General features: G+C 68.2%; 18 protein-coding genes. 3 read left to right on the top strand and 15 right to left on the bottom strand.

Features of this window, described 5'->3' with window-relative positions; genetic code table 11:
• The 4 genes from ABD768_RS32395 to ABD768_RS32410 form a co-directional block, all read right to left on the bottom strand.
• The coding region (locus ABD768_RS32395) for a glycoside hydrolase family 19 (protein ID WP_344846969.1) at nucleotides 1-621 on the bottom strand (621 nt) is incomplete at its 3' end.
• 316 nt (nucleotides 622-937) lie between these two features.
• Nucleotides 938-2,746 (bottom strand): aspartate--tRNA ligase, encoded by a 1,809-nt coding sequence (gene aspS, locus ABD768_RS32400; RefSeq protein WP_344846971.1) that lies wholly within the window; start codon nucleotides 2,744-2,746, stop codon nucleotides 938-940.
• The gene (gene hisS, locus ABD768_RS32405) at nucleotides 2,743-4,101 is read right to left on the bottom strand and encodes a histidine--tRNA ligase (RefSeq protein WP_344846972.1); all 1,359 of its coding nucleotides are present in this window, start codon (nucleotides 4,099-4,101) and stop codon (nucleotides 2,743-2,745) included. The genes aspS and hisS overlap by 4 nt, the downstream gene beginning before the upstream one ends.
• Before the next feature lie 4 nt (nucleotides 4,102-4,105).
• On the bottom strand, nucleotides 4,106-4,786 hold the full coding sequence (locus ABD768_RS32410; protein WP_343966013.1) for an MBL fold metallo-hydrolase: 681 nt from the start codon (nucleotides 4,784-4,786) through the stop codon (nucleotides 4,106-4,108).
• A gap of 262 nt (nucleotides 4,787-5,048) precedes the next feature.
• On the opposite strand from ABD768_RS32410, the gene ABD768_RS32415 reads away from it, so the two are divergent.
• Both ABD768_RS32415 and ABD768_RS32420 read left to right on the top strand, forming a co-directional pair.
• The gene (locus tag ABD768_RS32415; RefSeq protein WP_344846974.1) at nucleotides 5,049-6,275 is read left to right on the top strand and encodes a DUF349 domain-containing protein; all 1,227 of its coding nucleotides are present in this window, start codon (nucleotides 5,049-5,051) and stop codon (nucleotides 6,273-6,275) included.
• Nucleotides 6,276-6,327: 52 nt separating this feature from the next.
• The gene (locus ABD768_RS32420; protein WP_344846976.1) at nucleotides 6,328-7,179 is read left to right on the top strand and encodes a hypothetical protein; all 852 of its coding nucleotides are present in this window, start codon (nucleotides 6,328-6,330) and stop codon (nucleotides 7,177-7,179) included.
• Here ABD768_RS32420 and ABD768_RS32425 read toward each other — a convergent pair.
• Nucleotides 7,162-8,028, bottom strand: coding sequence for an MBL fold metallo-hydrolase (locus tag ABD768_RS32425; RefSeq protein WP_344846978.1), 867 nt, complete (start codon nucleotides 8,026-8,028; stop codon nucleotides 7,162-7,164). The genes ABD768_RS32420 and ABD768_RS32425 overlap by 18 nt on opposite strands.
• 93 nt (nucleotides 8,029-8,121) lie before the next feature.
• Here ABD768_RS32425 and ABD768_RS32430 point away from each other — a divergent pair, with 93 nt between their 5' ends.
• Nucleotides 8,122-8,703, top strand: coding sequence for a TetR/AcrR family transcriptional regulator (locus tag ABD768_RS32430; RefSeq protein ID WP_344846980.1), 582 nt, complete (start codon nucleotides 8,122-8,124; stop codon nucleotides 8,701-8,703).
• Between the two features lie 46 nt (nucleotides 8,704-8,749).
• Here the strand turns inward: ABD768_RS32430 and infA are convergent, their stop codons facing one another.
• From infA to ruvB, 10 genes are all read right to left on the bottom strand, one after another.
• On the bottom strand, nucleotides 8,750-8,974 hold the full coding sequence (infA, locus tag ABD768_RS32435; RefSeq protein ID WP_343966023.1) for a translation initiation factor IF-1: 225 nt from the start codon (nucleotides 8,972-8,974) through the stop codon (nucleotides 8,750-8,752).
• Nucleotides 8,975-8,976: 2 nt separating this feature from the next.
• Nucleotides 8,977-9,765 carry a GNAT family N-acetyltransferase gene (locus ABD768_RS32440; RefSeq protein ID WP_344846982.1) on the bottom strand — a complete coding sequence of 263 codons (789 nt, stop codon included), beginning with the start codon at nucleotides 9,763-9,765 and terminating at the stop codon, nucleotides 8,977-8,979.
• Between the two features lie 204 nt (nucleotides 9,766-9,969).
• Complete coding sequence (locus tag ABD768_RS32445; RefSeq protein WP_344846984.1) at nucleotides 9,970-13,824, bottom strand: hypothetical protein; 3,855 nt, start codon at nucleotides 13,822-13,824, stop codon at nucleotides 9,970-9,972.
• A gap of 116 nt (nucleotides 13,825-13,940) precedes the next feature.
• The gene (locus tag ABD768_RS32450) at nucleotides 13,941-14,915 is read right to left on the bottom strand and encodes a hypothetical protein (RefSeq protein ID WP_344846986.1); all 975 of its coding nucleotides are present in this window, start codon (nucleotides 14,913-14,915) and stop codon (nucleotides 13,941-13,943) included.
• On the bottom strand, nucleotides 14,890-17,280 hold the full coding sequence (locus ABD768_RS32455; RefSeq protein WP_425552055.1) for a RelA/SpoT family protein: 2,391 nt from the start codon (nucleotides 17,278-17,280) through the stop codon (nucleotides 14,890-14,892). Before ABD768_RS32455 ends, ABD768_RS32450 begins: the two co-directional genes overlap by 26 nt.
• Before the next feature lie 119 nt (nucleotides 17,281-17,399).
• Nucleotides 17,400-17,939: an adenine phosphoribosyltransferase gene (locus ABD768_RS32460; RefSeq protein ID WP_344847375.1), complete on the bottom strand. Its 540-nt coding sequence runs from the start codon at nucleotides 17,937-17,939 to the stop codon at nucleotides 17,400-17,402.
• A gap of 10 nt (nucleotides 17,940-17,949) precedes the next feature.
• The gene (gene secF / locus ABD768_RS32465; protein ID WP_343966031.1) at nucleotides 17,950-19,137 is read right to left on the bottom strand and encodes a protein translocase subunit SecF; all 1,188 of its coding nucleotides are present in this window, start codon (nucleotides 19,135-19,137) and stop codon (nucleotides 17,950-17,952) included.
• The gene (gene secD / locus ABD768_RS32470) at nucleotides 19,137-20,906 is read right to left on the bottom strand and encodes a protein translocase subunit SecD (protein WP_344846988.1); all 1,770 of its coding nucleotides are present in this window, start codon (nucleotides 20,904-20,906) and stop codon (nucleotides 19,137-19,139) included. The genes secF and secD overlap by 1 nt, the downstream gene beginning before the upstream one ends.
• Before the next feature lie 82 nt (nucleotides 20,907-20,988).
• Nucleotides 20,989-21,438, bottom strand: coding sequence for a preprotein translocase subunit YajC (yajC, locus tag ABD768_RS32475; protein ID WP_344846990.1), 450 nt, complete (start codon nucleotides 21,436-21,438; stop codon nucleotides 20,989-20,991).
• A 197-nt stretch (nucleotides 21,439-21,635) separates the two neighbouring features.
• A complete protein-coding gene (ruvB, locus tag ABD768_RS32480; protein ID WP_343966038.1) occupies nucleotides 21,636-22,688 on the bottom strand; it encodes a Holliday junction branch migration DNA helicase RuvB in 1,053 nt (350 codons plus the stop codon).
• Nucleotides 22,689-22,736 lie beyond the last annotated feature (48 nt).

Consider the following 22,736-nt stretch of genomic DNA (forward strand, 5'->3'; position numbering starts at 1 on the left):
ACCGAAGTACCGGCCGGCCGGGCCGTAGTTGAAGTCACCGGTCAGCTGGATGTAGCCGCGGCCGCCGTACAGGCGGGTGTCGCCGATCTCGCGGATGTTGTACTCCAGCCGCGACTCATGCACGAGGGTGGCGAGGAAGGCGGCCTTGCGGCGGGGCGTATTGATGTTGGCGTCGCGCATTGCCTGGTTGAGGGACGGCAGGCCGGTCTGGACGATCGACGGGTTGGCGATCCGGGTGCCGAACATCGCCTGGACGTCGGCGAGGGTGACGTCACCGGCGGGCGGCGGTGGGTCGGCCGGACAGTCCGGTACGCCGGGAAGCTTCGTCTCCGTGGTGTTGATGTACCCGACCGTCGCGTACCCGCCATGCGCCGGCAGATGCGCCCACCAACTGGTCGCCGCCCGCCCCGGCACGGTCACCGGGTCCCCCAACTTCTGACAGTCGACATCAACCGCGGTCGGCCCGTTGAGCACCTTCACCACCGCAGCGGAGAGGTAGGGCTCGGACCGGATGTTGAGAGCACTGGCGGTGGTCTGGAAGGCGACCGCATGAGCCGGAGTGGCGGCAACCAGGCTGATTGCCACCAAGGCCACGGCAGAAGACAACACACGCTTGAACATGAGAACTCCCGGGCGGAAGGAGGATGAGGGCACAGTGAACAACTACTACGGACAGTCACTGCACGGTCACTTTCTCACCGCCCGATACCTGTTGCTCAAGTGCGCAACAGCCCTCACATCCGCCTCACGGCGCAAGCCGCCACCTGCCCCTCCCACCGCACACCATTTGAGGGGTTAACCCCTCAAATGGTGGGTTGCCTGCCCGGATTCTCAGGGGGCAACCCACAAGGTGAGGGGTTAACCCCTCAAATGGTGCGCCGCGGGAAAGGGAAGGGGCGCCGGTGAGGGGCGCCGGTGAGGGGCGCCCCTTTCCGGGCTACTTCTGCGGGTCGGCCGCCGGCGCGGCCTTTGCTTCGCCCTTGGGTTCGGGCTTGGCGTCTACGCCGGCTTCTTTGCGTTGGGCCGGGGTGATCGGGGCCGGCGCAGCGGTGAGGGGGTCGAAGCCGCCGCCGGACTTGGGGAAGGCGATGACGTCCCGGATCGACTCCGTGCCGGCGAGGAGGGCGGTGATCCGGTCCCAGCCGAAGGCGATGCCGCCGTGCGGGGGCGCGCCGAACTTGAACGCGTCGAGCAGGAAGCCGAACTTCTCGGTCGCCTCCTCGTCGGTCAGGCCCATCACCTTGAAGACCCGCTTCTGCACGTCCTCGCGATGGATACGGATCGACCCACCGCCGATCTCGTTGCCGTTGCAGACGATGTCGTACGCATAAGCCAGCGCGCTGCCCGGATCGGTGTCGAACGTCTCCAGCGAGTCCGGCTTCGGCGACGTGAACGCGTGGTGCACGGCCGTCCACGCCCCCGACCCGACAGCGACATCACCAGCAGCCGTCGCGTCGTCGGCCGGCTCGAACAGCGGCGCGTCGACGACCCACACGAACGACCAGGCCGACTCGTCGATCAGCCCGCCGCGCCGGCCGATCTCCAGCCGCGCAGCACCCAGCAGCGCCCGCGACGACTTCACCGCACCAGCAGCGAAGAAGATGCAGTCGCCAGGCTTGGCACCGACGTGATCGGCCAGGCCAGCGCGCTCCTCCTCGGACAGGTTCTTGGCGACCGGTCCGCCCAGCTCGCCGTCCTGACCGACCAGCACGTACGCGAGCCCGCGCGCCCCGCGCTGCTTGGCCCACTCCTGCCACGCGTCCAGCTGCTTGCGCGGCTGGTCGGCGCCACCCGGCATCACCACGGCGCCGACGTACTGCGCCTGGAAGACCCGGAACGGCGTGTTCTTGAAGTACTCCGTGCACTCGACCAGCTCGAGCCCCATCCGCAGATCGGGCTTGTCGCTGCCGAACCGCGCCATCGACTCGGCGTACGTCATCCGCTGGATCGGCGTCTGCACCTCGTGCCCGGCGAGCTTCCACAGCTCGACCAGGATCTCCTCGGACAGCGCGATGATGTCGTCCTGGTCGACGAAGCTCATCTCGATGTCGAGCTGGGTGAACTCCGGCTGCCGGTCGGCACGGAAGTCCTCGTCGCGGTAGCAGCGGGCGATCTGGAAGTACCGCTCCATCCCGGCCACCATCAGCAGCTGCTTGAACAGCTGCGGCGACTGCGGCAGCGCGTACCACGAGCCCGGCTGCAGGCGCGCCGGGACCAGGAAGTCGCGGGCGCCTTCCGGCGTCGACTTGGTCAGCGTCGGCGTCTCGATCTCGACGAAGTCGTGCTTGTCCAGGACCGCACGGGCCGCCTTGTTCACCTTGCTGCGCAGGCGAAGCGCCGAGCCCGGGCCCTGGCGGCGCAGGTCGAGGTAGCGGTACTTGAGCCGGACCTCTTCGTTCACCGGCGTCGCATGGTGCTCCTCGACCGGGAACGGCAGCGGCGCGGCCTCGTTGAGGACCTCGATCTCCTCGGTGATGATCTCGATCTCACCGGTCGGCAGGTCCGGGTTCGCGTTGCCCTCGGGGCGCGCGGCGACCGTACCGACGATCTTCAGGCAGTACTCCGAACGCAGCCCGCTGGCGGCCTCCTCGTCGCGGATGACGACCTGGACGGTGCCGCTGGAGTCGCGCAGGTCGATGAACGCCACGCCGCCGTGATCGCGTCGCCGCGCCACCCAGCCCGCCAGCGTGACGGTCTGTCCGGTGTTCTCGGCCCGCAGGGAGCCGGCGGAATGGGTACGGATCACGAGTTCTCCTGAGGGGTTTCGATGCTGGGTCGTACGTCCTGCGCGGGCGGTGCCCAGGTGGCCGGGTCGGCCGGTACCTGGTCACCGCTCCTGATGTCCTTCACCTCGGCGCCGTTCTCGGTGGTGAACCAGACGAACGGAATGCCGCGCCGGTCCGCGAACTTGATCTGCTTGCCGAACTTGGCCGCCGCCGGGGCGACCTCGACCGGAATGTTGCGCGCCCGCAACGCGGCGGCTGTGCGCATCGCGTCGGCCCGCTCGTCTTCGTTGTTCAAGGCAACCAGTACGGCGGTCGGCGTACTGCGGCTGCCCTTCACCAGGCCCTGGCTGAACAACCGGGCGATCAACCGGGACACCCCGATCGAGATGCCGACGCCCGGGTACGTCGTCTTGCCGTCGCTGGCGAGCGAGTCGTAGCGGCCGCCGGAGCAGATCGAGCCGTACGACTCGTGGCCGATCAGCTGGGTCTCGTAGACGGTGCCGGTGTAGTAGTCGAGGCCGCGGGCGATCTTGAGGTCGGCGACCAGCAGGCCGGGAGCGTGCTCGTTGGCCGCCGTCATGATCGCGGCCAGCCGCTCGAGGCCCTCGTCGAGGATCTCGTGCTGGACGCCGAGTGCCCGCACCTGCTCGACGAAGGACGCGTCGGTGCTGGAGATCTCGGCCAGGCGGAGCACCTGCTTGGCGGTCTCGGCCGACAGCTGAGGTCCGGTCGGTGCCGCCGTGTCTCCCCCGCCGGTCAACAGTTGGGTGACTTTGTCCGGGCCGATCTTGTCGAGCTTGTCGACGATACGGAGTACCGAGGTGACGTCCTCGATGCCCAGGCCGCGGTAGAAGCCCTCGGGGATCTGCCGGTTGTTGACCTGGATCCGGAACGGCGGGATCGGCAGCTTGCTGAACGCGTCGGCGATCACCAGCGGCAGCTCCACCTCGTAGTGGAACGGCAGCGTGCCGTCACCGACGATGTCGATGTCGGCCTGGGTGAATTCGCGGTAGCGGCCCTCCTGCGGGCGCTCTCCACGCCAGACCTTCTGGATCTGGTAGCGCCGGAAGGGGAAGGCCAGCTTGCCCGCGTGCTCCAGCACGTACCGGGCGAAGGGGACGGTGAGGTCGAAGTGCAGGCCGAGGTCCGACTTCTCCTCGACGGGCGCGCCGAGGCGGCGTACCGCGTAGATCTCCTTGTCCGCGTCCTCGCCCTGGTTCGAGAGCCGGTCGATCGGCTCGACGGCGCGCGTCTCGATCGAGGCGAAGCCGTGCAGCTCGAACGTCTCCCGGATCACGTCGAGGAACTGCTGCTCGACGATCCGGTCGCTCGGGAGGTACTCGGGGAACCCACTGATCGGGGTCACCTTGCTCATTTTCTTATGTCTCCAGGTCCTGCAGGTAAGGGTTGGTCGCCTTTTCCCGGCCGATCGTGGTCTGGCCGCCATGACCCGGCAGGACGACGATCTCGTCGCGCATCGGCAGGATCTTGGTGGCCAACGTATGCAGCATGGCCGGATGGTCGCCGCCGGGCAGATCCGTCCGGCCGATCGACCCCGCGAACAACACGTCCCCGGAGAACAGCACCGCCGGTACGTCCTCGGGACCCAGGTACGGGGTGGTGAAGGTGACCGAACCACGCGTGTGGCCCGGGGTGTGGTCGACGGTGAACTGAAGGCCCGCCAGCTCGAGCTGCTGGCCGTCCTTGAGCTCCTGGACGTCGTCGGGCTCGGCGAAGGTGTGATTGCCGCCGAGCAGCATCCGGGCGGTCTCCTGGCTGATGCCGGCCATCGGGTCGGCGAGCAGGTGCCGGTCGTCGGCGTGGATCCAGGCGGTGCTGTCGTAGGTGCCGCAGACCGGTAGTACCGAGAACATGTGGTCGATGTGGCCGTGCGTGAGCAGCACGGCGACCGGCTTCAGCTTGTTTTCCCGGACGACCTGCTCGACTCCGCTGGTGGCGTCCTGTCCGGGGTCGATGACGATGCACTCCGCGCCCTGGCCGGTGGCGACGACGTAGCAGTTCGTGCCCCACGAACCCGCGGGGAACCCGGCGATGAGCACGACAGACCTTCCTGGAACCGACAAGGGACCTGCCAAGGCTACCGGTGACGCTGTGCTGAGTACGAACCGCATTGTTGTCTGCTTGTTTTGTGCCCGATTGTGATGGCAACCCCGTTGCGTAGCGGCCGGGAGTTTGTGATTGTTCAGTGATACGCGTGGGGACAGCTCCCGACGCGCCCGACTGCACCCTGTCGACGGTGATGAACCGGCGACTGGACAGAATGGGAACGAGCGCAGTACATACCGCCGGAAGGGGCGAGTTGTGGCCGAGGAAAGCTGGGGCCGGGTAGCCGACGACGGAACGGTCTTCGTACGGACCAAGGACGGGGAGAGAGCGGTCGGCCAGTGGCCGGATGCGAACCCTGAGGAGGCGCTCGCCTTCTACACCCGCCGGTACGAAGCCCTGGCGTTCGAGGTGGACCTGCTGGAGAAGCGGGTCCAGGCGGGCACCGTCTCGCCCGACGACGCCCGCGCCGCGGTGAAGAAGGTGACCGGCGCGATCGACGAGGCCCAGGCCGTCGGCGATCTGGACGGCCTGCGGGCCCGGCTGGACGCGCTCACCCCGCTGGTCGCCCAGCAGCGCGAGAAGAAGAAGGCCGAGCGCGCCGCGAAGGTCGAGGAGGCCCGGGACGCGAAGACGAAGATCGCCACCGAGGCCGAGACGATCGCGGCCGGCACCGACTGGCGGCACGGCGTCACCCGGCTGCGCGAGCTGCTGGACGAGTGGAAGGCACTCCCCCGGCTCGACAAGTCCAGCGACGACGAGCTGTGGCATCGCTTCTCGTCCGCCCGGACGACGTACACCCGGCACCGCAAGCAGCACTTCGCCGAGCTGTCCTCCAAGCGTGACGAGGCAGCCGTGGTGAAGGAGCGGCTGGCCGCGGAGGCAGAGTCGTTGTCCTCCTCCACCGACTGGGGCCCGACCTCAGGCCGCTTCCGCGACCTGATGCGCCAGTGGAAGGCCGCCGGCCCGGCGCCCCGCGAGGTCGACGACAAGCTGTGGGCCCGCTTCCGCAGCGCCCAGGACGCCTTCTTCGGCGCCCGCGACGCCGAACAGGCCCAGGAGAACGAGGAGCAGGTAGCCAACCTCGCCGCCAAGGAATCGTTGCTGGTCGAGATCGAGGCCATCCTCCCGGTCAACGACGCCAAGGCCGCCCGCGACCAACTCCGCGACCTCCTCGACCGCTGGGACGCGATCGGCAAGGTCCCTCGCGACTCGATGCGCACCATCGACGGCCGGCTCCGCGCCGTAGAACAAGCCGTCAAGTCCGCCGAGGACGAGGTCTGGAACCGCAGCAACCCCGAGGCCCGCGCCCGCGCCGAGGCCACCGTCAAACAACTCCAGTCCCTCATCACGGACCTGGAGAAGCAGGCCGCCAAGCACGAGGCCCAGGGCAACACCCGCAAGGCCACCGAGGCCCGCGAAGCAATCGCCGCCCGCCGAGAATGGCTAACCCAAGCCCAAAACGCCCTGACCGACTTCAGCTAGCCCTGTGGACAACTGAAAGCACAGGATGTCTGCCCTCAGACATCCTGTGCCGATGTCCTTTCCACCCTTCTTCTGCGGCCTACCCTTCACCGGCCGCCAAGCCGGCAAAAAGCTGAACTGGCTGCTCGGCGGCGGCGAGATCCGCCAATTGCTCAAAGGCGTGTACGTCGCCACCGAGACGCCCGACAGCCCAGAACTGCGAGCGGCCGCCGCCGCACTCGTCATCCCCTCCGACGGCGTCGCACGCGCCGAAACCGCGGCCTGGATCCACGGCATCCCCACCGCTGCCCTCAGCGCAGACGAGCAGGTTCCGATCCGCTGGACGAGAACCCCGGCCGAAACCGTGAACCTGGCCGGACACAAGGTGACCAGTCCGGCGGCGACAGGCGTCGAACTCGCCCTCCACCTACCCCGGCCGTTCGCCCTGGCATCGATCGACGCCCTCCTCCGCTCCGGCCGAGCAGACCGAGCCACCCTCGAAGGTCTCCTCGACCAGTACGACACCCACCAAGCCCAGCTACGCGCCCGCAACATCCTCAAACACGCCGACCCCCGCGCCGAGTCCCCCGCCGAATCCTGGCTCCGCCTCCGCCTACTCGACGCGGGCTTCCCCAAGCCCGACCTGCAGGTCCGCGTCACCGGCCCAACCCGCGACTACCGCCTCGACCTCAGCTACCCCGACCCGATCGACGGCGTCCGCCTAGGCCTCGAATACGACTCCGACCGCTGGCACTCCAGCGATCGGGACCAGGTCCGCGACGAGGAACGCCGGACCGGGTTGAAGGCACTTGGCTGGCACATCATCCCTGTCCGGCGTACTGATCTGTGGGGTTCCTATCCAGCGCTGGAGCTTGCGGTGGGGGCGTTTCTTTGTCGGTGGCCTCGGCTACCGCGGCGTTGGTGAGCCTAGGCGGGCCATGGCGCCGGACCAGAGGGCGCCTGGGTTCAGGCGGTTGGGGTGGAGGTCGAGCATGGCGTGGAAGAAGTCGAGGGCTGAGCTCGGCTGAGCGAGGAGGCGCTTGGCATCGAGCAGGTACTGGCGTGTCTGGGCGATCGTCTCGGGGCTGTCGGCGTTGGCCCGGTTCTTGTGTCCGCTGACGACGCTGGCCGGTTGTAACGCCTCCACGGTCTCCAGTGCCGCGAGCCAGGCATCGATCCCCCCGTCGGCGGACTCGCTGAGGTACTGATGGACGCCGTTGTAGACAACGTCACCGGCGACGACCAGACCGATCGACGGGACATGCAGCACCGTGGTGTCGTCGGTGTCGGAGTGGCCCACCTCGACCGAGATCAACTCCTGCCCCTCGAGCTCGAACCGATCGTCCGGCGGAACCGTGGCCAGGATCGGGGACGCGGGAATCTGGCCGGGAAACAGCTTGTCCCACAACTTCGCCCGGAACTCAGGCGAGCCGTGCTGCCGCATCATCGCGATCGTGCCGGCCGACGCATAGGCCACCGCCCCCGGGAAGCGCTCCAGCAGCGGCGCCGTACCGAACCAGTGGTCACCGTGCCCGTGTGTCGCGTAGACGTATCGCAGGTTCTTCCCGCTCGCCTCGACCCAGTCGCCGACCCGCTCGGTCTGCTCGATCGTCATCGGCGGGTCCACCAGCACCGCGTCGTGTTCGCTGAAGATCAGCGTCGTCGACAACGGCGAGAACATCCGCCGATCCCCGTTGGGAACCAACTCCGCGACGTTCTGCGGGATCGGATCGGAGATGAAGACGTCGTACGCGAGCGTGCCACCGGGAGCCATCGTGCCATCCTTAGTAGGTAGACCAGTCGATCTACTATTTATTAGATAGACTGGTTGATCTACTGTCAAGCCAGAGAGAGCGTGTACCCGCAGATGAGCCCCGCGACCGGCCCAGGACCCCGTGAACGCCTTCTCGACGCCACCCGCCGGCTGACCTACGACAAGGGCGTCGGCATCGGCATGGACGCGATCCTGAGCGAGGCGGACGTGGCCCGCCGCTCGCTGTACCAGCACTTCGGCGGCAAGGACGGCCTGGTCGCCGAGACTCTGCGCACCACCCGCACGGCCGACCTGGAGCGATACCGCGCCATACTCGACTCGGCCGGCGACGATCCGCGCGAACGGCTCCTCGCGCTGTTCGACTTCTTCACCCAGGACACCGGCAATCGGGGATTCCGCGGCTGCCGCTACACCGCCGCGGATCTCGCCCTCCCCGACCCCGCACACCCCGCTCATGCCGAGACCAGCCAGTACTACGAGCACATCAACGAGTTGCTGCTGACGGAACTCCAAGCCCTCGGCCACCCCGAGGCACAGCAGGCAGCCGATCAGATCCAGCTCGTCATCGACGGCGCGCTGATCGAGCGAGCCACCCGGCCGGGCGCACGTCCCGCGGCCGCCGCGGCGCGACTCCTCCGGCACCTCGTGGACGACTGGCGGCAAGGCCCGAACTGACCCGCCCGCGCCTGGGAGTGGTTGCCAGGCGCGGGCGTTGGGTGGGTCAGTTGCGGTAGCGGAAGGTGATTCGGCCTCGGGTCAGGTCGTAGGGGCTGAGTTCTACCAGGACTCGGTCTTCGGGGAGGATTTTGATGTAGTTCTTGCGGATCTTGCCGGAGATGTGGGCGAGGACCTTGTGGCCGTTGGTGAGTTCGACCCGGAAGGTGGCATTGCGGAGGCATTCGACGATCGTGCCTTCGACCTCGATGCCGTTGACGTTTCTGGGCATGGTCAGGCCTTTCCTGGGTGGATGGAGAGTTCGAGGGTGGTACCGGTGCGCTGAGCGCCGAGGGACTCGAACAGGGCGAGGGCGGGTGTGTTGGATTCGTCGACCTCGGCCGTGACGGCTTCGAAGCCGGCACGGTGGAGACCCTGCAGTACTCGAGTGAGAAGGGCGCGACCGATGCCGTGGCGTCGATCAGCAGCGAGAACGGCGACCAATCCGATTCGAGGACGCCGGGTTCTCGTCGCGACCCGGACAATTCCGACATACCGGCCGTCTCGGATCGCGACCGTGTACTTCGCAGGATCCATCGGTCTCGTACCGCCCTGCCAAGGCAATACCTCGGCGGGCATCGTATGCCAGCCGACGGCAGCCTCGACCTCAGCCCGAATCGCCTTGTCCACAAGGCGAAGCGGCCCTTCGTCGGCAGCGGCGATGACCACGTCCGGAGGAGCTGACCTGGCCGACAGCTCAGTCGGTACCACGAACTCGTACTCGCGACGCGACATCGTGAACCCGGCCCGCTCCCAACCAGCCAGCAGCTCGCGATCGTTCTCGTCGACAACCGTGTGCAAAAGCTCCGACCGATCGGCCACCATCGCGGCGGCGAGCCGGTCGAAGATGTCGTCGCGCCAGGTGTCGATGCTGACGAAGGTACGGCCGTCGAGCCGGCGTGAGGCGTGGGCGCGGCCGGCCACCAGGTCGTTCTCGATCGCGTGCCACTGGTTATCAGCGACTCGCGAGATCGTGACCGCGTGGGAGCCGACGCCCTGCGGTGGGAAAGGCGAAGTGTTCATAGGTGTGTTCCTTCCGGGAGTGCCGAAGATTTCTCGGGGCGCTCCCGGCGACACCTATGTCAGTCGCCCGCCCGTGACCACGAGAGGGGACGCACCCACTGCGCTACAGCGTTCATGGGTTCCCACCTCCAAGCGTGATGTCACGGACCACGGCACGGTATCAACCATGCCGTGGTCCGGCCACTTGTTTTCCCAGGCTCCGGGCTACGGACCGAAGAAGGTCATCGTCCTCCCGACCAAGCCGGACTTGTCGGCGGCGGTGCCGTAGGCCTCCAGCGGGAAGGCGAGGAAGACCACCTTGTATCCCCCGGCGAACGACAGACCGTCGGGCTGTGAGGTGTCGTCCGTGAAGGCCGCTGACGCCCCGCCGTTCGGGGTGACCTGGTCCTCGAACTCCGCGCCCAGCACCGAGTGGTCCAGCGGTACGGTGCCGATGCCGTCCGTCACCGGGTTGCCGGCGACGCCGTGGACCGCATCGGTGGCCTTGTCGTTCTGGACTTCGGTGCCGTCCCAGGTGATGTGCAGGTAGTCGTGCACGAACGCGGTCGTACCGGCCGCCTGGTCGAGGATGTCCTGGCCGGACATCAGCAGCCGCCCTGCCCCGTCCAGGAATGCCTGCAGGCGTGTCTCGTACGGCGTGATCGGCGCCGGGTACGTGTTGCCGGTGAACCATACGACGTTCCGGTGCGCCAGCAGGTAGTTCGCCGGAAGGTTGCTGTCGGCATCCAGATCCCAGGTGTCGAACGAGACACCCGCGCCGGTCAGCGCGGCGGCGTACACGGCCTGTACGTCGGGCGCGTTGCCGTCCTCGTCCACCAGCAGGGTGTCGACGGTGACCGCGATGGTCTTGAGCGTCGCGCTCGCCGAGACTCCTGGACTGCCGACCGACGTCGCCGTGACCGTCGCCGTGTTGGTACCGGTGGCTCCGGCAGGTACGGCCACCTTCACGCAGAACGTCGCGGTCGCGCCCGGCGCCACGGTGGGTGTGGACGACTGCGGCGTCGTGCAGGTGGGGTCGAAGAAGCTGACCGGATCAGTGCCGCCGGTACTCGCCAAGGTGTAGGAGTCGGGGGTGAACCCAAGGTTTCTCACCGTCTCGGTGTAGGAGACCGAGGTGCCAGGCCGGCCGCCATCGGTCTGCGTGGCCGGGGTGAGGCTCACGCCGTACGCCGGCGCGATGGGTGTGATCACCGGCGATCCGGTCGTGAACGGCCCTTGCGCCGATTCGGCCCGGATACCGTCGTTGACGATCGCCGTCGTCACGCCGGATCCGATCTTCACACTCAGGTGCACGGTGGTACTGCCACCGGCCGGAACGGTCAGACCGGTCCAGGTCGCGACACCGCGGACGTTGCTCCCGCCGCTGTCGGCGGACACGAAGGTCGTGTTCTTCGGTATCGGGTCGGTGAGCTTGACCCCGGTCGCGGCGGCGTTGCCGACGTTCGCGAGCGTGATCGTGTAGTCGAGCGTGCTCGACGGTCCGACCGGAACGTCGGCGGCCGTCTTCGTGACGACCAGAGCGGGCACGGCCGCCGAAGTGTCCGTACTCCGGAACGCTCCACGCCCGTGCGTTCCCGCGACGAGCACTCGGTGCGACGGGTCGAGGTCGAGCTGCCAGATCGCGATCTCGGGGATCCCGGAGCCGAGCGGGGCCCAGTGCCTGCCGCCGTCATGGGTGACGAACGGGCCCACATCGGTGCCGGCGTACAGCGTGTCCGCGTACGACGGGTCGAGGATGATCGAGTTGACCGGGCTGTCCGGCAGGTTGAAGCTGATGTTCGTCCAGTCCTTGCCACCGTTCGTCGTCTTGAAGAGGTGACCTGGATGGGCCGGCGTGGCGGCGCTGAATCCGGCGAACGCCGCGTAGGCGATCCGGTAGTTGCTGCGGTCGACTGCGAACTGGGTGACCGGCCGCTTCGGCAGTTGCCCCTTGTCCACCCGGGTCCACGACGGCGTGTCGCTGACCTGCGCGTCCGGACTCACGTAGACATAGCCGTCTTCCGCGCCGGTGTACGCCGCGTCGCCGCCGCCCATCCCCACCGCGGAGATGACACAGCCCCGGCCGCCGTTCGGCGCCTCGCCGGTACAGCCGCTGGTCAGGTCGCCGCTGATGGGCTTCCACCGGACGTCACCGGCCGACGATGCCTTCGCGTTGTCAGTCCGGTAGAGCCGATAGGTGCCGAGCATCAGCTGGTTGGTCTTGCGCTGGTTCTGTACCCACGGGACGTAGAAGTCGGAGCGGTCGGTCAGGTCGATCCCGGTCCTGATGTACTGGTTGCTGAAGAAGGTGAGGCCGCCGTCGGTGTACCGGTACGGCGAGATGCCGAAGTAGGTGCCGAAGACGTAGTTCGCGTCGGTCGGATCGACCAGCACCTGTCCACCATCGCCGCTGGCGACGTCGAACCAGCTGGCCGAGGCGGTCGACTTGCGGTCCGTGCCGTTGTCCTGCGTGCCACCCCAGACCCGGCCGGGGACGGTCGGCGCGTTCGCGACCGAGGTGAACTGGCCCAGCTGAAGTCCGGTCCGATGGGTGACGGCCGCGGTCGCCGGATCGACCGTCCCGTTGAGGTTCTGCCACGTCACCGCGCTGAGCGGATCGGTCGCGTTCGGGCGGCCGCCGCGGTCGCCGGAGTACCAGACGCCGCCGTCGGAGCCGATCAGGACGTGCTCCGGATGCGCCGGGTCGTAGGCGAGGGCGTGGAAGTCGGGGTGCTGGTCCCAGCCGAGGTTCTTCCAGGTCTGGCCGCCGTCGTCGGACCGGAAGATGCCGCCCGAGCCGATCGCGTAGTTGAACTGTCCGGCCGCATAGACGATGTCGGGGTTGACCGGATCGGCGACGATGACGTTGTCGTACGAGCACTGCTCGGCGCAGTAGTCCTCGACGGTGTCGTCCCCGGTGCCCGGCTGCGTGATCGACCAGCTCGCGCCCTCGTTGGTGGACTTGAAGACTCGCGCGGGCTGGTCGGTCCAGGTGAAGCCGGCGTACAGGACCGCGCCGTGACCCGCGGGATGGGAGATTCCGAGCGAGAACCGGGTGGCGGTCGAGGCATAGTCGACCGCCGGCAGGCCCGTCATGATCGGTGACCAGTGCCGGCCGGCGTCGGTGCTCTTGTAGATCGCGTCGCCCCAGAACGAGCTGTACAGGACATTCGGGTTCTGCGGGTCGATCTCGAGGTCGGTGGCCCCGTTGGACGCCGACTTCGCCACCTTGAGGATCCGCCAGCTCGTACCGCCGTCGGTGGACTCCCAGACGCCGTACCGCGAGTGGTCCGGCGGGGTGGTCCTGCGGGCGCCACCGCGGCCGCGCAGGATCGCGGCGTACAGGTGACTGGCGTTCCGTGGGTCGACGACCAGCGCCGAGGTCGAGACACCTTCGAAGAAGTCGCCCGACACGTGCGTCCAGTGCTGGCCCCCGTCGGTGGACTTCAGTACGCCGTTGCCGAAGTAGCTGTCACCGGACAACGCGCCCTCGCCGGTACCGGCGTACACGATCGCGTCGTTCGACGGTGCGACGGCCAGCGCTCCGATGGCCAGCGACGGCAGGTCGTCGGTCTTGGTGGACCACGTGCCGCTCGCCTGGTCGTACAGCCAGATGCCACCTTGGGCACCGCCCAGGATGAACTGACCGGTGCTCGGCCGGATCGCGAGGGCGCCGATGCGGCCGCTCATCGCGGTGAAGATCGGCGTGCTCCGGGTCACCTGGACGATCGGATCGGGACCCAGACCGGTCCACTGGCCGGTGAAGGTCGCCGGGCCCGGGCTCTTCGTGCGCTGCCTTCGCTGTTCCCCGGCGTTGAGGGCCGCGACAGCGCGCAGTGCGCCCGCGCGCTGGTTGTCGAGCTTCTGATCGCCTGCGGTCCGCCGGCTCATGAAGAAGAAGTCCCGCTCGAGGAACGCCTGTTCGTCCTTCTCACTCACCCGGGGCGGTCTGGTGCCCGGGATCAGCGTCGGGGTGTCGTCGACCGGCGGCGCGCCGGTCGCCCCCACTGGCGCCAGCAACAGACCGGCGACGAGTACCGCCGACCCGAGTGTTCCTACTGCGACCTGCTTCCGCCCCATAGCCATAGTGCACTCCCATTGCCGTTCCCCCGAGAGCGCGCGCAGGCGAATTTGCCTGCCTCCGACAGTTGGCACCCGGTGCGATGGGTTGTCAAGAGCACGGTGCCGGGTTCGGCTCAGCCGGAGAAGCCGGCGTGGACGTGGTCGTGGTGGGTTCGGTCGGAGAAGTAGGCGGGGCCGGAGAGTCGGTAAGGGCCGCCTACGTTGTAGGAGCCGAGGGCCTCGGCTGCCCGCATGTAGTTGGTGATGAGGGCGCGTGGGGTGGAGGGATTCACGACAGCCTGGCCGTTGATCTGCCACGTGTCGAAGGCTCGGCCTCGGGGGTGGTCGCTGGGCCGGGTGGTGCCGAAGACGTTGAGGGGGTGGCCGGAGCGGAGGACGCTGATGCCGATTCGGTAGGTCTTCGCGAGGGTGAGCATCGCGGTGAGGACGGTGTCGTGGATGTTGCCGGAGCGGATGTCGGCAGCTGAGGCGGGCGGGAGGATGATGCGGTCGTTCGCCAGGACGTGGCGGGCGGCTGCAGTGAGAGTGCGTGCCGGTGGGCCGGGTTGGGCTGGGTGTTGGGAGGTCACCCGCCAGGTGCGGCCCGATCTGGTCAGTCGTACGTCGACCGTGGTGCCGGCGGTCGTTAGCTTGCCGTTGGCAACTGAGTACGTGCGGCAGGGGACGAGGACGCTGGCGGTGTCGGCCAGCAGGCCGCCGTACTGGGCGTCGATGATCTCGACGACCGTGTTCGGGCGGGCCAGGAGCTTCTGGACGGCTTGGACGGCGGTGAGTTTGGCTTCGGGGACGAGCTCGCCGCGGCCCGGGGTCCAGGGTTTGACGGAGGGAAGGGAGGCAGGGGGCGAGCTGGGCGTCGATGCCGAGGGAGGCGCAGAAATCGAGGACGCAGGAGGTGAAGGACTCGAGGACGTCGTTGAGGACCCAGGAGGCGTCGGCGCAGGTGGTGTAGGCGCCGGAGTGGAGCTGCTGGACGGCTTGTCGGCGCTGCAGCCGGCCAGCGTGCCTGCGCCGAGGATCAGCAGGCCGCGGCGGGTGAGCTGCGGCCTGCTGAGGAAAGACCAGCTACTGGGTGACCCGGTAGACGTCAAAAACACCCTCGACCGAACGGACCGCCTTCAACACGTGCCCCAGGTGGGTCGGATCGCCCATCTCGAAGGTGAACCGGGACTTGGCGATCCGGTCGCGCGTCGTCGTCAGCGCCGCCGACAGGATGTTCACGTGGTAGTCCGAGAGGACCCGCGTGATGTCGGACAGCAGACGGGCCCGGTCCAGAGCCTCGACCTGGATCGCGACCAGGAAGACGGACTGAGCCGTCGGGGCCCACTCGACCTCGACGATGCGCTCGGGCTGGGTCTGCAGGTTCTCCACGTTGGCGCAGTCGGCCCGGTGCACCGAGACGCCGGCACCGCGGGTGACCCAACCGATGATCTCGTCGCCCGGCACCGGAGTACAGCAGCGAGCAAGCTTCGACAGCACGTCCGTGGCGCCCTTGACGATGACGCCGGCATCGCCGCGTGCGGTCCGTTTGCGCCGCTCGCGAGTAGCCGGCAACCGCAGGCCCTCGGCGAGATCCTCGGCCGCACCCTCTTCGCCGCCGTAGGTCTCGATCAGGCGCCGTACTACGGCCTGCGCGCTCACGTGACTCTCCCCGACCGCGGCGTACAGGCCGGTCACGTCGGGGTAGCGCAGTGAGTTGGCGACTGCCGTCAGCGTCTCGTGCGACAGCAGGCGCTGCAGCGGCAGGCCCTCCTTGCGCAGCTGCTTGGCGATCGCGTCCTTGCCGTGCTCGATCGCCTCGTCGCGGCGCTCCTTGGAGAACCAGTGCTTGATCTTGTTGCGGGCGCGCGGGCTCTTGACGAACATCAGCCAGTCGCGCGACGGTCCGGCGCCCTGAGCCTTCGAGGTGAAGACCTCGACGACGTCGCCGTTCTCCAGCGTGCTCTCCAGCGGCACGAGCCGCCCGTTGACGCGGGCGCCGATACATCGGTGCCCGACCTCGGTATGGATCGCGTAGGCGAAGTCGACCGGTGACGACCCGGTCGGCAGCGACATCACGTCGCCGCGCGGGGTGAAGACGTAGACCTCGGAGTTGTTGATCTCGAACCGCAGCGAGTCGAGGAACTCCGACGGGTCGGAGGTCTCCCGCTGCCAGTCGACGAGCTGCCGCACCCAGGGCATCTCGTTCGGGGCGCCGATCTCGGTGGTCGGCGGCGCGCCCACCTCGGGAGCAGGCGCGTTCGGATCTTCCTTGTACTTCCAGTGCGCGGCGATACCGTACTCAGCTCGCCGGTGCATCGAGAACGACCGGATCTGCAGCTCGACCGGCTTGCCCTGCGGGCCGATCACCGTCGTGTGCAGCGACTGGTACATGTTGAACTTCGGCATCGCGATGTAGTCCTTGAACCGCCCGGGCACCGGATTCCACCGGGCGTGCAGGACGCCGAGCGCCGCATAACAGTCGCGGACCGACTCGACCAGCACGCGGATGCCGACCAGGTCGTAGATGTCGCCGAACTCGCGGCCGCGGACGATCATCTTCTGGTAGATCGAGTAGTAGTGCTTCGGCCGGCCGGTGACGGTCGCCTTCACCTTGGCCGCGCGCAGGTCCTCGTGCACCTGGTCGATCACGGAGGCCAGGTACTCGTCGCGCGACGGAGCTCGCTCGGCCACCAGCCGGACGATCTCGTCGTACACCTTCGGGTGCAGGGTCGAGAAGGACAGGTCCTCGAGCTCCCACTTGATCGTGTTCATACCGAGCCGGTGCGCCAGCGGGGCGTAGATCTCCAGGGTCTCGCGGGCGATCCGCTCCTGCTTCTCCTGCCGCAGGAAGCCCAGGGTGCGCATGTTGTGCAGCCGGTCGGCGAGCTTGATCACCAGCACCCGGATGTCCTTGGCCATCGCGACGACCATCTTGCGGATCGTCTCGGCCTGCGCGGACTCGCCGTACTTGACCTTGTCCAGCTTGGTGACGCCGTCGACCAGCATCGCGATCTCTTCGCTGAAGTCCTTGGTCAGCTCGGCGATCGTGTAGTCGGTGTCCTCGACCGTGTCGTGCAGCAGGGCGGCGCACAGCGTCGGCGCGGTCATGCCCAGCTCGGCCAGGATGGTGGCCACCGCGAGCGGGTGCGTGATGTACGCGTCACCGCTCTTGCGGAGCTGGCCGGTGTGGTGCTTCTCGGCCGTGCGGTACGCCCGCTCGATCATCGCCAGGTCGGCCTTGGGGTGAGTCGCCCGGACGACCCGGAACAGCGGCTCGAGCATCGGCGCCCGGTTCGGGTGCCGGGTGCCGCCGAGGCGGGCCAGCCGGGCGCGAACCCGGGCCGGCGCGATCCGGGGCGGCTGCGCCGAGGGGGGCGCCGCGGGGGCTGGAGACGGCGATGCGGCGGCCACCGGGCGGCTCGCGGGAGCGCGCGGAGGATCGAGCGGCACCACGTCAGGTACCGCTGAAGTCATCGCCGGGTCTTCACCCACGTTGTTTCCCTCCGCCGACAGAGCACCAGTCTAGAGGGAAGGAACCAACGGGGCCGACACGGCCTGTGGACAACACGCCGATTTGATGTAGCCGATTGACTTCAGACAGTGACGAGCGTGTCCACGCGCTCCCCTGCCAGGCGCTCGCGCCACGGCAGGAACGACAGGTCGATCAGTACCGAGGTGGCGACCACTTCGGCACCGCAGCGGCATACCAGGCGCAGGCAGGCCTCGACCGTGCCGCCGGTGGCGAGCACGTCGTCGATCACCAGCACCCGATCACCGGGCGCGAAAGCGTCCTGGTGGACCTCGATGGTCGCCTCGCCGTACTCCAGCGCGTAGGACTCCTCGAAGGTCGCTGACGGCAGCTTGCCCTTCTTGCGGACCGGGACGAAGCCCGTGCCGAGGGCCAGTGCGACCGGGGCGGCCAGGATGAAGCCACGCGCTTCGATCCCGACCACCTTGTCGACGACGACGTTGCCGTCGGCATCGCGACCGGAGGCGGCCAGTGCCTCCACCACCTGGGTGAATCCACTGTGGTCCGCCAGCAGCGGGGTGATGTCCTTGAACACCACCCCCGCCTGCGGGTAGTCCTGGATATCGCGAATGCCGTCCTGCAGTACCTGATCCAGCGAACGCATCAGCAGCCTGTCACTTGCCACGCTTGGAGCGAGGCTTGCGGGCCGGCTGCGGGCGTCCTGCACCGCTCGTCGGCCGCACCGGGCGGCTCGAGGCAGTCGGTACGCCGGCAGTCGCGCTGGCCGCCTTGGGCCGGTCCTGCACCCGGGTGGTGTCCGCCGCGCTGGCAGCACCCGCCACCGCGCCGGCGGCGACCGGAGTACCGGCTGTCACGCCTGCTTGGGCCCGCTTGGCGAGCACCCGGCGGCTCAGGGCCTGCATGCCCGGCTCACGTTCCTTGAACATGGCCAGCAGGGCCGGAGCGATGAAGATCGACGAGTACGCACCGACGGCGATACCGACGAAGAGCGCCAGCGACAGGTCCTTCAGCGGACCGGTGCCCAGGACGACGGTACCGACGACCAGGATCGACCCGACCGGCATCAGCGCGATCAGCGTGGTGTTGATCGAGCGGACGATGGTCTGGTTGACGGCCAGGTTGGTCGCGTCGCTGTAGGTGTAGCGGTTCGACCCGGTGATGCCCCGGGTGTTCTCCCGCACCTTGTCGAACACCACGACGGTGTCGTACAGCGAGTAACCGAGGATCGTCAGTACGCCGATCACGGTGGCCGGCGTGACGTCGAAGCCGATCAGCGCGTAGACGCCGACGGTGATGAACACGTCGTGGATCAGCGCGATGATCGCCGCCATCGACGCCTTCGGCTCCCGGAAGTACGCCCAGATCACGCCGAACACGAGGATCAGGAAGACGATCAGCGCGAGGATCGCCTTGTTCGCGATCTGCGAGCCCCAGGAGGCGCCGATCTGCTGGTTGCTGACCTGGTCGGTCGGAACCCCGACCTCCTTGCCGATCGCCTCGCGGACCTTGACGATGTCGTCCTGGCTCAGCGGCTTGGTCTGCACCCGCACCTGGTTGGCGCCGATCGTGGTGACCACCGGGTCGCCGAGATCCTTGGCGTTGGTCGACTTCACCGCCGACGTGACGTCGTCGACGGTGTTGTGGGTGACCTTGACCTTCGCCTGGTACTCGACGCCGCCCTTGAACTCGATGCCCAGCGCCAGCCCCTTGGCCAGCAGCGAGCCGAGCGAGATGACGACCAGCGCGATCGAGACCGCGAACCAGATCTTGCGCTTGCCGATGAAGTCGTAGGAGACCTCGCCGCGGTGCAACCGGGCACCGATGCTTCCGAGCTTCGACATCAGACCTCGCCTCCGACGGGCTTGGGCGTGGACTTCTTCGCGGCCGGGCGGGCCGATGGTTTCATCTGACCGGGCAGCCGTTCGACGCCGAGATGCTCGGGGTCGAGACCGGACAGCTTGTGGCCGTGGCCGAAGAAGTCGGTCCGGGCCAGCAGCGTCACGATCGGCTTGGTGAAGACGAACACGACGAACAGGTCGATCAGGGTGGTCAGGCCGAGCGTGAACGCGAAGCCCTTCACGCTGCCGACCGCGAGGACGTACAGCACCACGGCCGCGAGCAGCGAGATCGAGTCGGCCGCGATGATGGTGTGCTTGGCGCGGGCCCAGCCGGTCTCCACCGACGAGCGCAGGCTGCGGCCCTCACGGACCTCGTCGCGCAGTCGTTCGAAGTAGATGACGAACGAGTCCGCGGTGATACCGATCGCCACGATCAGACCGGCGATTCCGGACAGCGTCAGGGCGAAGCCCATCGACTTGCCCAGCAGCACCACGGCCGCGTAGGTCAGCGCCGCGGCGACCATCAGCGACATCACGACGACGATGCCCAGGCCGCGGTAGTACAGGAACGAGAAGAGCACGACCAGCGCGAGGCCGATCAGGCCGGCGGTGATACCGGCGGAGAGCTGGTCGCCACCGAGCTGGGCCGAGATCGTCTCGACCGACGAGGTGTCGAACTGCACCGGCAGCGCGCCGTACTTGAGCACGTTGCCCAGGTCGCGGGCCTCGGTCTCGGTGAACGAACCGGTGATCTGCGCCTGGCCACCGGGGATCGGCTGGCTCACGGTCGGGGTGGAGATCGTCACGCCGTCGAGCACGATCGCGAACAGGTTCGACGGCGGGGGGAGCTTGGAGATCGCGGTAGTGGCCTTGAGGAACTTGTCGCCGCCCTCACCGGTGAACTTCAGGTTGACCTGCCAGTTGACACCGTTCTGCGGGATCGCCGCGGAGGCGTCGGACAGGTCGGTGCCCTTCAGGATCGCCGGACCGAGCAGGTACTTGGTCGAGAAGTCCTGGCTGCAGGAGAACAGCGGCTTCTTCTCCTCGTCCTTCGGCTTCGGCTTGTCCTTGTCGCAGGTGAACGTCGCGAAAGCGGCGGTGGTGGCCGCGTCCGGCTTCCACGCCAGCGGATCGCCGGTGACCTCGGCGCCCGGGATCGTCGACGGCGTCGGGGTGGCCGGTGTGCTCGGCTTCGCGCTCGGGGTCGACGGCTTGGGCGTCGGCGTCGGGGTGGCGGCGTGGCCCAGCACGCTGCTCCAGGCCCGGCCGTTCGGCGTGGCGGTGCTCGACGGCTTGATCGTGCTGGCCGGCTTCGGCGTCGTGCTCGGCTTCGGCGTGGCCGACGGCTTGCCGGTCGGCGTGGCCGACGGCGGCGCGGGCGGCAGCGGCTGGCCGGCCTGCTGGTCGTAGACGATCCGGAAGTTCAGCAGCGCGGTCTGGCCGATCTGCTTGACCAGCGCGTCCTGGTTGGCGCCCGGCACGGAGACGGTGATGTGGTTCTTGCCGGAGGTGGCGACCTCGGCCTCACCGACACCGGCGCCGTTCACCCGCTGGGAGATGATGTTCTTCGCCTCGGACAGCTGTTCGGCCGTCGGGTCGCCGCCACCGCCGACATTGCTGGCCGTCAGCGTGACGGTGGTGCCACCGCGCAGATCCAGGCCGAGCTTGGGTCCCCAGGTCTTGGCGATCGCCATGATCCCGAACAACAGGACCAGGATGACTGCCAGGACGATCAGGTTCCTGCCGGGGCGGGATGTCGTCGTCGTTGCCACGTCAAATTCTTCCTTGCGCTACTGGGCGCGCCCGGGCATCACCGTGATGCCCGTGCGCCGCACGCCGATAGGACGGGGTGGATCAGTTCTCGGTGTGCGTAGGGGGCAGCTTGGGCTTGTCCTGGACCTTGTCGGCGCCGGCGTCCGGCACCTCCACGGACTCCTTGACGTCAGCCGGCTCCGTCGCGGTCTCGCCGTCGGCCTCATCCGCCGGCTCGTCCGCCGCCACATCCTCGGTCTCCTCCGGGATGACCCGGCCGATCGCTGCCTTCACGAACTGGACCAGCACGCCGTCGGAGATCTCCAGCGTCACGTACTCGTCGTCGACCTCTTCGACGATGCCGACCTGGCCGCTGGTGGTGATCACCTTGGTACCCGGTTGCAGCGCGGCGACCGTCTCGGCCTGCCTGGCCTTCTGCTTGCGCTGGGTACGGCTCATGAACCAGATCATCCCGACGATCAGGATCAGCGGGAGCAGGAGCGTGATGCCCCCACCGCCGGAGGAGGCCATCGGTGCGGCGATCAATACCATCGGGACTCAGAATCCTTCGTCGAGAGTACGGGTGCCCCGCACGCTCTGCTCGAGCGCGCCGGGTCATTGCGGGATGGCCCGGGTACGGGCCACCGGGGAGTCTAACGCGTGGGCGGCAACAAGTACCTCATGACTGCGGGTCACGTTTGAGTTACTCGTTACCGGTACAACGTCGCCGGCTGCCGGATGGTGCCCGGCTACTCGTCCTCGGCGTCGAAAAGCGTGTCGGCGAAGCTCGCGCCCTTCGGCACCGCCAGGCCGAGGTGGCGCCAGGCGGCCGGGGTGGCGACGCGGCCGCGCGGAGTACGGGCCAGGTAGCCGGAGCGGACCAGGAAGGGCTCGGCCACCTCTTCCACGGTTTCGCGCTCCTCACCGACGGCGACCGCGAGCGTGGACAGGCCGACCGGTCCCCCGCCGAACCGGCGGCAGAGCGCGTCGAGGACCGAGCGGTCGAGCCGGTCGAGGCCCATCCGGTCCACCTCGTACAGCTCCAGCGCGGCCTTCGACAGCGCGATCGTGATGATGCCGTCGGCTCGTACCTCTGCGTAGTCGCGGACCCGGCGGAGCAGCCGGTTCGCGATCCGGGGTGTACCGCGGGAGCGGGAGGCGATCTCGGCGGCCGCCTCCTTGGTGATGTCGACGTCCAGCAGCGTCGCCGAGCGGTTGATGATCTTCTCCAGCTCGGCCGACTCATAGAACTCCAGATGGCCGGTGAACCCGAACCGGTCCCGCAGCGGTCCCGGCAGCAGTCCGGCCCGGGTGGTCGCGCCGACCAGCGTGAACGGCGGGATCTCCAGCGGGATCGCGGTGGCGCCGGGGCCCTTGCCGACGATCACGTCGACCCGGAAGTCCTCCATCGCCATGTAGAGCAGCTCTTCGGCCGGGCGGGACATCCGGTGGATCTCGTCGAGGAACAGGACCTCGCCCTCGTTCAGCCCGGACAGGATCGCGGCCAGGTCGCCGGCGTGCTGGATCGCCGGGCCGCTGGTGATCCGCAGTGGGGCGGAGAGCTCAGCGGCGATGATCATCGCCAGCGTGGTCTTGCCCAGGCCGGGTGGGCCGGACAGCAGTACGTGATCGGGCGCGCGGTTGCGGCCGCGGGCAGCGTGCAGGACCAGCTCGAGCTGCTCGCTGACCCGGCGCTGCCCGCCGAACTCGGCCAGCGTGCGCGGCCGCAGCGCGGACTCGATCTTGCGTTCCTCGATGTCCATCGCATCCGCGGACACCAGTGGGCGAACGTTGTCGTCCATCCGCTACGCCCCCACGATCTGGCCGGACGGCTGTGCTGACTTCATCGG

The organism is Kribbella ginsengisoli (assembly GCF_039537185.1).
GTDB classification, from domain to species: Bacteria; Actinomycetota; Actinomycetes; order Propionibacteriales; family Kribbellaceae; genus Kribbella; species Kribbella koreensis.